The following is a 13,255-nucleotide window of genomic DNA, read 5'->3' as shown; positions in this document are numbered from 1 at the left end:
TTCTATGTTTAGCTATCGACATGCTTTTCATGCTGGCAGTCATGCTGACATTCTCAAACATTTGACACTGATTCATCTTGTAGAGTATTTACAAGAAAAGCCTGGGGCTCTGACGATCGTGGACACTCATGCTGGCGCTGAAATTTACAGCCTCAAAGATGGATTTGCTACAGTGAGCAAAGAAGCTGAAGGTGGAATCTTTCGTCTGCAAGCTTTTGCAAATTCCAACCCCCTGCCTGAAAGTATTCAAAGATATCTAGAAGCCATTCAGCCTGAAAATACGCCTGAAGAGCTGAGCACCTATCCTGGATCGCCATTCATTATTGCAAGACTGTTGCGACCACAAGACCGTCTAAAGTTATTTGAGCTCCACCCTAAAGAAATTGATATTCTGCGCCACAATATTGCGGAGTTAAAACAGTCAAAACAAATTGATATTTATGCTGAAGACTGCTTTAAAAGACTGAAGGGGCTATTGCCCCCACCAAGCAGACGCGGTTTGGTACTGATAGACCCGTCTTATGAAGATAAACAAGACTATCGTTATCTAGAAGAAACTATGGAAGAAGCCTTAAAACGGTTTGCCACAGGCTGTTATGCCATCTGGTACCCCACTCTTTCTAGAAGAGAGTCCGCAGCTCTGCCAGATCAAATGAAAAAGATTGCAACCAAGCATAAACGCTCCTGGTTGCACGCACAATTGCGAATAGAAAATGCGCCAGGTGAACGTCGCCTGCAGGCAAGCGGCATGTTCATTATTAATCCACCATGGACATTAGAAAAACATTTATCCCAAGCGCTACCTGTGCTGACTAAAGCGTTGGGTGTAGATGGCGGCGCGCAGTTCTTGTTAAAGAGTGTTGAAGCTAAAAACTAATCGCGCACATCAATCATGACCTCATTACGACGCATGAAGAGCAGCGTCCAAGGTGGGTTATAGCGAGCAAATTTTGGATCACCAAGAGGCACAAGATTCATACCCTTCATCCACTGCTCAAGCTCAAGGGTTTTGTCGGCAACTTTTTGACTGTTATAGAACCCAGAAAATTGAAACACCGCCCGCCTCACTTGGGGGATCTGCCTGATCTGCACCTTAGGATTCAAAGGCTTAGGCAGGGACTCAATCGTGTACTCTGCTGGCATCACAAATGAGACTATCCATTGCCCTGAGTTAGATTCAATACTGACAGGCGCAGTCATCGCAATCTTTGCGCTCTGTTGCTCTACTGCTACGGGAGCAGTCATGGCAATCTTTTGGTTAACTTGATTTTCACCAAAAATATAAGCAGCAATCAAGCGGAATCCCTGACTAGATGCTTGATCTAAGTCGCCCTCTACCTGAACCTCTGCCAGGATCATTGGTTCATATAATCTCAACTCAAATGGTGGGGGTTTTTTCCAGTACCGTAAATTTTGGCTCTTCTATTGCCATAGCAACCTTGGTAAATGTGAGCAGTGCAAAGACAATAGCGACACTAGTGCGCCTTCTCATGGGTCCTACCAACTAGATTTCAGTGTAAAGCCAGACTCGTTGTAATCAAGCGTTGCTTGAGCACCCACTGGCAAAGTTAACTTATTTGCCTGATGACCGAATGGTAAGTCGGTGAGCATAGGGATGTGATTTGGCAAGCGCTGACGAATTGCCTCAATAGCACGTGCTAATGAGTAGCCCCGGTCGTTATCGTAAAGACGATATGCTGAAAAACCACCCAATAAAACTGCCCCTTGATTTTCGAGGACTCCCGCATCGAGCAACTGCATCATCGTTCTCTCCAAACGATATGGGTGCTCATTAACATCTTCTAAAAATAAGATGCCTCCCTGAGTTTGTCGGGCATTGGGCAAATATGGCGTACCAATTAGACTGGCCAAGACTGTCAAATTTCCACCCCATAGCATTCCAACCAAGCTGCTTGAACTTGCAGAACCCAGAAAAGATTGGGAGGCATTAATCGTGCAATTTAATTTTCGTTCTTGGATGGCATCTAAAAAATGCTTCCACATAAATCCATCAGGGGCAATTAACTTGCCACCCTCATCAGACCCACCAAAATCAAAATTGAGCATCGGGCCAGATAGGGTGATACCCGCTGTTTTAGCCAATAAACCCAACTCAAATACTGTAAAGTCACTGTGGCCACAGATTTGTAGTCCATTCTTAACTGCTTTGGCAATGGCTTCCCATTCGATCTGAGAAAGCAAACGATGTAAACCATAACCGCCTCGCATCACCATCACGACTGACTCAGAATCTATTGATGGCAAGTGGTTAAGTTCAGCCAAACGCTCTGCATCGGTACCCGCAAAGCGCTCATGGACGCGGTGCACACATTCTGCGTTAGCAACAGCAATTCCTTGACTCTTTAACCAAGCAATACCAGCCAAAGGAGTCCGCTCCTCTAGACTTGCTCCCGAAGGTGCAATTAAATGAATCGCTTTCAACGACGTTCCTTAAAAAAGCTACGTAGCAATTGGCCGCACTCTTCACTCATAATCCCACCTTCAACACGCGTTTGATGATTGATTTGTTTTGAAGAGAATACATCTAAAACACTTCCTGCAGCACCAGTTTTAAGGTCAGTAGCACCAAAAACCACCCGATCAACTCTAGCGTGCAATATTGCACCTGAACACATGGCGCAAGGCTCAAGGGTGACATATAGAGTGCTGCCTGGTAGACGATAGTTTTGCTCGACTTGGGCTGCTTGTCTTAATGTCAGCATCTCGGCATGAGCGCTAGGATCATGACTGGTGATCGGCTTATTAAATGCTTTAGCAATTACTTGACCGTCCTTAACCAGAACAGCGCCAACAGGAACTTCACCAGCAAGAGCCGCTAATTGAGCTTGCTCAATAGCTTGTTGCATAAACTGTTGGTCAAGCTCGTTTTGCTTCATTTAAGAGTGATGAACATCAGCCCAACAATTAGGCGTCTCATATAATCGAATAGCAGAAAGCTCAAGACGCCCACCGAATGCTTTATTAAAAACTGGCTGCAATATTGCGAATGCAGCATTAGCTAAGTTTTCTACGGTAGGAACATGCTCCAAAATCACCGTCTTATGATTGGGCAAGCTTGACAAAAATGCGACCAGGCCTTCATCCTCTTTTGCCACCAAGAACGCATGATCCCATTTATCAACAATGTATTCATTAGTAAGGCGTTTGATATCACCAAAATCTAAGACCATTCCATCATCAGCTTTGCCAGGATGATCGGCAACCTCGCCTGTCAACGTCACCTCAATGGCATAACGATGTCCATGCAAATGCCTGCATTGCCCATCATGATTTGGGGTGCGGTGACCAGAATCAAACTCTAGTCGGCGGGTGATTGAAATTGCAGATTGTTTCTTAGTCATTCAGTAAGTCATCTATTGGGTTTAAGTATTTATCGAATTCCAATGAGTTTATGAGATTGAATACTCAAACGCCATAAGGGTCGTTTTTGACACAAACTCACTGCTAACTCAGTATTCACTTTTAAGTCCGGCCCATCCATTGGTTGCAAAAAGCGATTGCGATAATCCATCTTTTCAAAACGAGCCAACAATTTCTCCAAGGACCCATGTCCTTTTTGAGGTATCACCAGCTTTAATTCATTTGCTTGAAGCACAATTAATTCAGATCCCGCTTTAGGACTCACACAAACCCAGTCTACCCCTTTGGGAACTTTGATAGTCCCGTTGGTTTCAATGGCGACTTCAAATCCTTTTTGATGAAGCGCATCAATCAAGGCCTCATCTAGCTGCAATAGAGGCTCTCCACCAGTAAAAACTACATAACGCTGCTGTGGGCCGGCTAAAGTACTTTTCCATGAAGTTTCTATAGCATTTGCTAATTCTTGAGCACTTTCAAATTTTCCACCACCCACACCATCACTGCCTACAAAATCGGTATCGCAGAACTGACAAACCGCTGTCGCTCTATCTTCTTCGCGACCACTCCATAAATTGCAGCCGGCAAAACGACAAAAGACAGCTGCACGACCAGCGTGAGCTCCTTCGCCTTGAAGGGTAGGAAATAGTTCTTTAACGGTATACATAGCAATACGCCTATTTTAAGCGCTTTGCTATTTCCAGGAGACAAGCTCCCATTGCAAATAGTCTTCCCAGTAGGCGTTAGCCCAAAAAACGCCGCTAGTTATATAGCGCCCGCTTCCTCTACGCAAAACCCAGCGGCCTATCTCAGGAGAAAACCAAACATCTTCCTCACGCATATTACCGATTCTAAATAGATCATTACTCTGGAAATAAGGCATTTCATTGTGATACTTCAAAGTTGTGAAAATACCCGCTGGAACTTGAACGCGCTCCCAGTCCTGAGCAGCAATACTTAAACCCCAGTAATAGCTACTATCCGGATATCCAACCACTTCATAGCGCGTTGTATAAAAATCACCCCATCCGGTCATTAATTGCTTAGGCCAAAGCGGGATTCTCTCCTGAAATTTTTGCGGAGGATTCCAATGAGGATCCTGAATCACATAACCCCAAGGCGATTGAATTTCATCTGGCAATGGTCCGGCCTTTAAGCCTGATCGAGTAATTCGTACCTCTTGACCAACGGAAATTACTTTTTCAGTCACTATATCGACAATCTCTTGATTAAAAACATTGTGAATTTGGTAAACCCACTCTTGACCAACTTTAGGCGCTCGAACTATCGGGGCTGGATCAGGCTGAGATACTAGCTCACCCTTTGGATAGGGCTGCGTTGCAATGCAGGCGGAGAGAAACCCTGAAATTACAAAGATGAATGATTTTCGGAACATATTTACTTATTAGATACAAGTTGCCATTGATAGCTATTTTCAGAAATAACAGTTCCACCCTCGCCTTGAATTTTATAAGATCCTGAAATTTCACGAGCAACCCAACGGCCTATCTGAGGAGCAAACCAAATAGTTTCATTATGCATACAAGCAAATTTATTAGGATCGTCACTCTCATAGTTGATCAGGTTATGAAAACGTAAGGCAATAAAGTCTCCAGCTGGAACCGTAATTTTTTCCCAACCTTGAGCGCTCATATACTCCTGCCAACCCAACTCCCCATCTGGGTATCCAGCAACTGTGTACTTGGTAATAAATTGCTTACTCCAATCTGCTGTCAGCTCAGTTGGCCAAAGCGCTAATGCCGGTCTGAAATTTAAAACTTTAGACCACTGCGGATCGGTTTGCACAAAACCCCATGAAGTTTGTATTTCATTGGGTAATGCAGCACCATTTTCACTTCGCTCAATAACAATATTGCTACCTACACTCACAACCCGCTCAGTTATCAAGCCTAATGTTTTTCCGTTAAATACATCTTTTTTAATATATATCCATTCTTGGCCTACTTGAGGTTGCCTAACTTTTGGCGTAGGGCTAGGAGCTGACACAGGAACACCACCCTCATACGAGAGAGGAACTCCACAGGCAACAGGTAATAAAGCGGCAGATGCAATAAAAGTTCGGCGTGATAAGTTCATGCTATGTGCTTAGCTCGATTTTGGTTTTAAAAAATAATTGTAAGCCTCTTAGAGCTAAATAAACACTATGAATAAAAGGCGTTGGAAATGTAATTTTTTGAGACTGATGTCTTTGGAATGCGCAGATCGAGCCCCTCAAACCAAGTGTGCGCCTCATGATCAAAGCCCACCCCATGCATAAAGTTATATATAGCCTTTTTCAGGCCCAGGCCTAAGACATCATGATCTACGCCAGTGGGATCAATAAACGCCACATCATTCTTAGCAAAGGTAATATCTGGCAAGGGTTGCAACTCAATGCCATACTCTTGAGGATTCTGACCAACAGGCGAATGCACCGTACAGGTAAAACGATGGAAGAACCCGCTTTGAATGCAACCATTTTCAAAAAGCTGCCTGACATACTCTAAAGAATCTACCGTCTCTTGAATTGTTTGAGTCGGAAATCCATACATTAAATAGGCGTGCACCAAAATTCCTACATCAGAAAATCCCTTGGTAACTTGAGCAACCTGTGCTACTGAGACACCTTTTCTCATGAGATCTAATAATCTATCAGAGGCAACCTCTAAACCACCAGACACTGCAATACATCCACTACGGGCTAATAGCTCGGCCAATGACGGCGTAAATGTTTTTTCAAATCGTATATTGCCCCACCAAGAGATTTGCACCTTGCGGCGAATCAACTCCTCTGCCAATACTTTCAACATTTTGGGTGGCGCTGCTTCATCTACAAAGTGCAAACCAGTTTGACCAGTCTGGGCAACAATAGCCTCAATTCGATCCACCAAAAGAGCCGCTGAGGCAGTCTCATAACGAGAGATGTAATCAAGAGTGACATCGCAGAAACTACATTTTTTCCAATAGCACCCATGTGCAACCGTTAACTCATTCCAGCGGCCATCGCTCCACAGGCGATGCATTGGATTGAGCATATCTAGCAAGGATAAATAGGAGTTAAGTGGCAAACCATCCCAGGTTGCCGTCCCAACATCTTCAAATGGAATATCGGGTTCAGGCCAATTCATATACTCAACAACTCCTTCATCATTTCTAATGAACGTGCGAACTAATCTTTCACCAGAGCGCTTACCCTCAAGATGTTCGATCAAAGAAAGCACAGGTCTCTCACCAGAATCGAGAGTGATAAAGTCTATGAAATTAAAAATACGAGCATCTTTTAACTCCCGTAGTTCAGTATTGACATAACCACCACCTAACACAATATGAATACCAGGGTTTGACTTTTTGATAGTCTGGGCAATTCTTAAAGCAGCATACATTGCTCCAGGAAATGGCACAGATAGGAGGACTAGATTAGGCTGATGCTTTTCAATGACCGCAATGGTTAAGCGATGAAGGCACTGATCTATCAAAGTCTGATCAGCCGTCAGAGCCAGAGCTAGAGGAGTAAATGTCGGCTGACTGCTTGCCAAGGATTCGGCATATCGAACAAATTCAAAACGATCATCTACAGCATCTCGCAGCACATCTGAGAGATCATTTAAATATAAGGTGGCTAAGTGCCGAGCACGATCTTGCGAGCCAAGAGCCCCAAAAGCCCAATCGATAGGATCACCCGTCTGATCATCATAGGCCTCAAGGGAAGAAAACCGCGGACCTTCTGGTAAAAAAGTCCGAGCATTGATACGGTGACTTAATGTGCTATCACGCCCCTGCAAAAAGGCGATAACTGGTGCAATCGTTGCTTGGTAGTCTTCAAAGTAATCTAGGAAATAATTCACACTAGCACTACGAAGCTCCTCTGGCATTTCAAGCGCCTGAGCATGAATCTGGCTTAGGCCTTTGGGTGTAAAAAGATCCAGCACTAGGCTCAGAGCCAAGTCTTCTTGTACAGCATTAAATCCACGCGATCTCAAAAAGCCTGTGAGATAAGCAGTTGATGGATACGGCGTATTTAACTGCGTCATTGGCGGAATTAAGCTCAGAATTTTCACAATTGACTTAACTCCTCATCGCTAAAGCCTGCTTGCCGACGAGCCTCCATATTAAATGGCGGTTTCAACCTAGGGGCACGATATTGCCGCGCAAGCTCTCTATAGGTTGAAGTGGGTGATAACTGATTTTGGGTGCACAAGAAATTAAACCAGTAATTACCAATTCTCACATGTCCAATTTCATCATGAAGAATGATGTCTAAAATCTCGACCGCGCGTGCGTCCTTGATCTGCTTAAATCGATCCCGAATCATTGGCACTGCATCTAAACCTCTTGCCTCCATCGTTCTGGGAACAAGCGCCATTCTGGCAATGATGGCGTCCTTAGTTCTCTCGACCATCTCCCATAGACTGTTATGCGCTTGAAAATATCCATAAGGGAATCCTAGTGATCTGAGATACTCATTCACCAGATTAAAATGATAAGCCTCTTCCTTTGCCACCTTCAGCCAATCTGAATAATATTGTTTTGGCATCTTTGCAAAACGCCAAATCGCATCAAGCGCCAAATTAATTGCATTAAATTCTATGTGTGCAAGCGAATGCAATAATGAAGCCCTACCTTCAAGAGTATCCATTCTTCTTTTCGGAACTTGGAGCGGCAGAATTAATTCTGGTTTTTGAGGGCGTCCCGGCAACTCCAAACCCCGGTCTTCGAGCGATAAACTCTGAATTGATATCCACTAGATTAAGCTCATAAGCCTCAAATAATTGATTCACTCGGCTTACCTTAGTTTGCGTATCTTTCGTTAGTAGTATTTCAAGAGCAGTTTGACGTAACTCAATCATGAAGAAAATCCACGAACAAAAATATTACAAAATCTCAGCACTCGACCAATAACTCGATAGCACAATCTACTGACGATAAAACAGTCAATATAGATTAAATTGAATTGTGCAACATTGATGTCACCAGCTTGGTGAGGTAGCATTTAAACAAAGTAATTTTGGCTGTACAAGAAGTCATTGTACGAGGAATCAGCCAAAACCGTAAGTTAACTCTCCTCCACTATCTCCAACTCAAGCATGAGATCCGCTTCAGCATCGGCCAACTCAGCACACTCAACAGCATTCATTTGATCCTCAAATGAGAGTTGTGCGAATCGCTCTGCAGCAAGCAAATTATTCTCTCGATAGTTGTCCAAGGCTAGCAACTGATTCCAGGCAGCTTTTTGAAAATACTCAGCCGCCCTTCTTCTTAAATCAATCACTTTGTCATTTGGGATGCGATCTAACATGATGACTCTCCTTCAATTTCACTTGGATCTGGGATCAGATAATCCACCTGGGAGATGACATTTTGATGAACCCGTTAGGGATGAAATCGTGACTGTTATCAATCTTTCACCATAGTGTAATGATCAGCACACAAGATCACCGCTTAAGGATCGAGGCAATTAGATGACTACTAAAATAATCCCTATAGACGCTTAGGGCAGCTCTTGCATCATGCCCGTAACCACCAAAGATTAAGTCTTTTTGAAACATCCCAAAGAACCGGTATCAAAGAACCGGTATTTCAGTACCTAAATTAATTTCAATTGAAGAGGCGCGCATGAAATACTATGAAAATAATTTTGTAGAGGCAATCGAGCGTGCTCAAAGTTATGCTCAATTCTTACAAGTAGAAGCACAGAATTTAATACTTGAAATTTCTCAAGCTTTTAAATAATCTTTTTGTACTTCAATCCTATGTAAACAAGACTACCAGCAGCAACCATCAGCATCATGACTTCATAGAATGAACCTTTAAGGCCTGGTAGATCCTCCATATTCATCCCCATAATTCCTGTTAATAAAGTCATTGGGAGAAATATGACCGTCATAATAGACAAGACTTGCAAGTTACGAGCATTAAATTCTGCTACGTGCGCTGCCTGTTCATCTTGCAATACCTTTGCCCTGTCATAGAGATTGGAAATGTCCTGCACCAGAAAGGACAACAAATCTACATCGTCGCTCAGTCTTGCCTTATCTTGAGCAGAGAACCAGTATGGTAAGTGTTTTTGCAATCGATGAAGAGCCACCAGCTCTGGAGCAAACTGACGTCGCAAACGACTGCAGTGAATACGAATTCGGCCTAAGTTTTCATGCTCTGGAATATCGCGGCCTTTGAGTAGCATTTCTTCAAGATCATCCATCTTTTCAGACAATCCAATCAATAGAGTCCTCAAATACTCAGCCCGTAAATCAATCAGCTCATGAAACAACTCAATGGCAGAATGTGGGTGCAGTTGCCCAGCCCTTAAATCCGCCCTGAGTTTATCGGTTGTATTGAGCGGCTTATTTCTTAAAGAAATCATTAAGCGTGGAGTGAGGATTGCCCATAAGGTTCCTAAGGTAGCCTCACCCTCTTTAAAGCCAAATTCTTGATGAAAATCGTTCATCACCATCAGCAAGCAGTCGTCTAACTTTTCAATGCGCTCCAAACGACTTCGAGTAACACCTTCTCGAATCATCTCTACTACTCGCTCTGGCACTAAGTTGGTTTTATCCAGCCATCGTTGCACTTGTGAATGCGATAGATTCAAGTGCAGCCACATTGACTGCTCGGGATCATCTAACTTCTCAGTAATTTCATCCAATGGAATTTCATAGTTTTTGCCAGAGCTATTCATACCCCAGGCGAAAACGACACCATCAACTGGAAAAGAATTGTGGGCGAGATCATTCATATAGGCCGTATTGTATGACAGACATCAGGCTGTCATCAGAGCAATTTAAGGTCATATATTTCATTTGCCCACCCCCTACAGTGCTTAAATTCATTATTCTTCTACTGCTGACTTCATCTACGGCGTTAGCCTTTGAGCCACTCAATACTGATGACGCAGGTACCGTTGAGGCAGGCAGAAATCAAATTGAGCAGTACTTTTTTGCGATCAATCGACATGGCAGCACCAATACAGCGCCAATTGACATTGTGACCCCAGGAGAGGAGTTTGCAGGACAGGGAGGCGCCAAAGCATTTCCATTTACCTACACCAGAGGCTTAAATGAATCACTTGAAGCCTCTATAGCAACAACTTATTACACCGAGCCTACTGGAAGCTACACCAGGTTCTCAAATTCAATGCTTGGCATGAAGTGGCGTTTTTTTGAGGATAAAGAAAACCAATATGCCCTTGCTATCAAGCCTACGCTGATTTTTCCTGCCAGCAAATTACAACAAGTCAATGGACTTGGGTTAGCCGCATTCAATTACGGGGCCAATTTCATTGCCTCTCGCTACTGGGATCAGATCGAAGTTCACTTGAACCTGTCTTATATGCATTCACCTTACAACACCAACTATGCCGTTGGTCAAAGTATGGATCTGAACCGCACGAATATCTTCTTGATGTCATTCGCGCCTGTATGGACATTGATGCCAGGAATCAAAGTAGCGCTTGATATTGGCGCAACCACCAATCCGCCAATACCCGAGCAGTACTTAAGCACCTACGGCCTGATGGCTCTTATTATCTCCCCTGCCAATGATATTGATATCGGCCTCTCGGCAATGCGCAGTGCCAGCAATTTCGGAACCGTAGTATCTGCGAGCGGACCCAATGCTACCCGCTCAGAGATTGGCGTCACTTGGCGATTTTAGAAAATCGCATTCATAATTTTTCGAGAACTTGTTACGTACCCAGAAGAATCAACTTAGCCCTTTTTTATTCCGACTAATTCAGGGCACTTCTAAATGCAATTCCAGGTTTAAATTTCACACTCACGCTAGCGGCAATCTGAACAGCATCACCAGTAATTGGATTGCGCCCTATGCGGGCACTTCTGGGCGCAGGAATAAATGAACCCCAACCGATGATACGCACCTCTTCGTTCATCGCCACAGTAGTGGTGATGCGAAAGATAATTGAATTGAGCACTTTTTCGGCCGCAAGCTTTGAAATATCTGCTCCCGTCGCAATATGATCAATGAGTTCAGCTTTATTCATTTGGATTCATTTGGGAGGCGAATTACGTATTCGTTAAATTGAAATTTATCATGCTTATATGACATCAATAAATCATCACATCATCGTTTTGTCACAAAGCAATGAAACAATTTATCTAAGTCTGTTTCCATGTAATCAAGGGGGTAGCACAATGCCTTACCAGATCATTCCACTTGAAATTGGCTCTATTGTTGATCGAGAAGTGTTTCAAAAAGAAAACATGGAAATCAAATGTGGCCTAGTCTGGAAATTAGGCTCGGTACTGACTAATTCTAGGCCAACCTTCATAAAAAACTACCGGCCTGAAGTTGGTATTTGTATTGAAGATATCAAAGGGGCTAGCATTAGCGAAACTTATAATGGTGAGAAAGTGATTTACTTTTCGCAGACCGTTCCAGAGGCGCTTGAGGAAGAGCTAACTGATATCTTCTATGGCATTTCTCGTAAATTCTCAGGGCCTTATCAGGATGTTTTTCAGGATCTAGAGTGGAAATTGATCAAGTCGGAAAGCTTTATCTTCGGTCAGCTTGAAATTAAAGAAATTGACGATCTTCAGCTATCCTACAAGTGATTGCCCACTCACTCTTTAGAGAGATTGGATGCTTGTTTAATAGCGGTACTTTGAAGATCGCAGACTTCTTAGCCTAAGAGACCACCAACTCTTGGTTTTTACTGAGCTCATAGGTATGCCTGGCAATAATGCGCTCTTCATCCGTGTGCATCTTCAGGCAAAGCACATTTGAATTGTCGGAAGAAATGATAGTCTCACCCGCAAGATTGCTGTCTTCATCGAGATCAATGCCAATCCAGGACATCTCCTTTAACACTCTTGCTCTGATCATTGCAGAATTTTCACCGATCCCACCAGTAAAGACTAATACATCTAGGCCGCCTAAAAGTGCTGTCAATGCGCCGATCTCACGCTTTACTTCCTTCACATAATATTCATAGCCTCTTTAGCTTCTGGCTTATCAGAGGCTTCTAATGTACGCATATCATTCGATAAACCGCCAGATAGGCCTTTTAAGCCAGACTCTTTGTACAGGATATTGGCAATTTGATCTGCATTAAGCCCATCGTGCTGCATCATATAGAGCAATACTCCAGGATCAATCTCACCACAGCGAGTCCCCATGGGTAACCCATCTAAGGAAGAAAACCCCATCGTAGAGGCAACGGAAATGCAGTTCTTTAATGCAGCCATTGAGGCCCCATTCCCTAGGTGAGCAATGATCACCCTGCCTCTTGACTCCTTGGGGAACATTCCAACCAAACGCTCTGTAATGTACTCATAGGAGAGTCCATGAAAGCCGTAGCGACAAACTCCTGCGTTATAAAAGCTTCTGGGGATTGCATAGCAATCGTCAACAAATGAATGCGTTCGATGAAATGCGGTATCAAAGCAGGCAACCTGAGGAACGCTGGGGAAATTCTCTTGGGCCGCCCTAATTCCAGCTAAGTTATGCGGCTCATGCAAGGGAGCCAGCGCCATGAGTGATTCAAGTTCATGCATGATTTCTTCATTGATCAGCGTCGGGGCAAGATATTTTTGGCCGCCATGTACCACACAGTGTCCAATTGCCGCAATATCAATATAATTGAATCGGTTGTTGATCCATCCAACTAAAAAACTGAGCGCTTCACGGTGATTTTTAGGCTCATCGTCGTTTGACCATGAAAGCACCTCCTTATCACCTGCGCCCGCCCACCGCACTTCAAAGATTGCGTTTTTGGCTCCGATGCCGTCTATTTGCCCAACAATGACTTGATTTTCTTGGGGGACAGTGAATAAGGAAAATTTAATAGAAGACGATCCTGCATTGATCGTCAAAATGCATGGGCCAGAAATAAGAGTATTGATGCTCATAACAAGATCTACGA

General features: G+C 43.6%; 15 protein-coding genes and 1 pseudogene. 3 read left to right on the top strand and 13 right to left on the bottom strand.

Annotation, left to right across the window (positions count from 1 at the left end; all coding sequences use genetic code 11):
- Positions 1-4: 4 nt before the first annotated feature.
- Positions 5-877 (top strand): 23S rRNA (adenine(2030)-N(6))-methyltransferase RlmJ, encoded by an 873-nt coding sequence (locus tag DXE33_RS01295; RefSeq protein WP_114638304.1) that lies wholly within the window; start codon positions 5-7, stop codon positions 875-877.
- Here DXE33_RS01295 and DXE33_RS01290 read toward each other — a convergent pair.
- From DXE33_RS01290 to DXE33_RS01240, 11 genes are all read right to left on the bottom strand, one after another.
- A complete protein-coding gene (locus tag DXE33_RS01290) occupies positions 874-1,377 on the bottom strand; it encodes an SOUL family heme-binding protein (RefSeq protein ID WP_197711960.1) in 504 nt (167 codons plus the stop codon). The genes DXE33_RS01295 and DXE33_RS01290 overlap by 4 nt on opposite strands.
- Positions 1,378-1,497: 120 nt before the next feature.
- Complete coding sequence (locus tag DXE33_RS01285; protein WP_114638303.1) at positions 1,498-2,442, bottom strand: LD-carboxypeptidase; 945 nt, start codon at positions 2,440-2,442, stop codon at positions 1,498-1,500.
- Positions 2,439-2,897, bottom strand: a complete 459-nt coding sequence (gene tadA, locus DXE33_RS01280; protein ID WP_114638302.1) for a tRNA adenosine(34) deaminase TadA — start codon at positions 2,895-2,897, stop codon at positions 2,439-2,441. Before tadA ends, DXE33_RS01285 begins: the two co-directional genes overlap by 4 nt.
- A complete protein-coding gene (queD, locus tag DXE33_RS01275; RefSeq protein WP_114638301.1) occupies positions 2,898-3,362 on the bottom strand; it encodes a 6-carboxytetrahydropterin synthase QueD in 465 nt (154 codons plus the stop codon).
- A 29-nt stretch (positions 3,363-3,391) separates the two neighbouring features.
- Positions 3,392-4,045 carry a 7-carboxy-7-deazaguanine synthase gene (queE, locus tag DXE33_RS01270; RefSeq protein WP_114638300.1) on the bottom strand — a complete coding sequence of 218 codons (654 nt, stop codon included), beginning with the start codon at positions 4,043-4,045 and terminating at the stop codon, positions 3,392-3,394.
- 27 nt (positions 4,046-4,072) lie between these two features.
- On the bottom strand, positions 4,073-4,774 hold the full coding sequence (locus DXE33_RS01265) for a hypothetical protein (protein ID WP_114638299.1): 702 nt from the start codon (positions 4,772-4,774) through the stop codon (positions 4,073-4,075).
- 2 nt (positions 4,775-4,776) lie between these two features.
- Positions 4,777-5,475 (bottom strand): hypothetical protein, encoded by a 699-nt coding sequence (locus tag DXE33_RS01260; protein WP_114638298.1) that lies wholly within the window; start codon positions 5,473-5,475, stop codon positions 4,777-4,779.
- A 65-nt stretch (positions 5,476-5,540) separates the two neighbouring features.
- The gene (locus tag DXE33_RS01255) at positions 5,541-7,409 is read right to left on the bottom strand and encodes a B12-binding domain-containing radical SAM protein (protein ID WP_114639683.1); all 1,869 of its coding nucleotides are present in this window, start codon (positions 7,407-7,409) and stop codon (positions 5,541-5,543) included.
- Positions 7,410-7,432: 23 nt separating this feature from the next.
- Complete coding sequence (locus DXE33_RS01250; RefSeq protein WP_331851783.1) at positions 7,433-8,080, bottom strand: ferritin-like domain-containing protein; 648 nt, start codon at positions 8,078-8,080, stop codon at positions 7,433-7,435.
- Positions 8,081-8,431: 351 nt separating this feature from the next.
- Positions 8,432-8,674, bottom strand: coding sequence for a hypothetical protein (locus tag DXE33_RS01245; RefSeq protein ID WP_114638296.1), 243 nt, complete (start codon positions 8,672-8,674; stop codon positions 8,432-8,434).
- A gap of 426 nt (positions 8,675-9,100) precedes the next feature.
- On the bottom strand, positions 9,101-10,111 hold the full coding sequence (locus tag DXE33_RS01240) for a CorA family divalent cation transporter (protein WP_114638295.1): 1,011 nt from the start codon (positions 10,109-10,111) through the stop codon (positions 9,101-9,103).
- 14 nt (positions 10,112-10,125) lie between these two features.
- On the opposite strand from DXE33_RS01240, the gene DXE33_RS01235 reads away from it, so the two are divergent.
- Positions 10,126-11,028 carry a hypothetical protein gene (locus DXE33_RS01235; protein ID WP_231970286.1) on the top strand — a complete coding sequence of 301 codons (903 nt, stop codon included), beginning with the start codon at positions 10,126-10,128 and terminating at the stop codon, positions 11,026-11,028.
- Between the two features lie 73 nt (positions 11,029-11,101).
- Here the strand turns inward: DXE33_RS01235 and DXE33_RS01230 are convergent, their stop codons facing one another.
- Positions 11,102-11,374, bottom strand: a complete 273-nt coding sequence (locus DXE33_RS01230; protein ID WP_114638294.1) for an HU family DNA-binding protein — start codon at positions 11,372-11,374, stop codon at positions 11,102-11,104.
- A 151-nt stretch (positions 11,375-11,525) separates the two neighbouring features.
- On the opposite strand from DXE33_RS01230, the gene DXE33_RS01225 reads away from it, so the two are divergent.
- Positions 11,526-11,945, top strand: a complete 420-nt coding sequence (locus tag DXE33_RS01225; protein WP_114638293.1) for a hypothetical protein — start codon at positions 11,526-11,528, stop codon at positions 11,943-11,945.
- 73 nt (positions 11,946-12,018) lie between these two features.
- Here DXE33_RS01225 and DXE33_RS01220 read toward each other — a convergent pair.
- Positions 12,019-13,241: pseudogene (locus DXE33_RS01220) on the bottom strand (acetate/propionate family kinase).
- Positions 13,242-13,255 lie beyond the last annotated feature (14 nt).

This window comes from Polynucleobacter necessarius, assembly GCF_900096765.1.
Taxonomy (GTDB): domain Bacteria; phylum Pseudomonadota; class Gammaproteobacteria; order Burkholderiales; family Burkholderiaceae; genus Polynucleobacter; species Polynucleobacter necessarius_F.
Note: the sequence above shows the minus strand (reverse complement) of the source record. Positions and strands in the feature narration are given on the sequence as shown.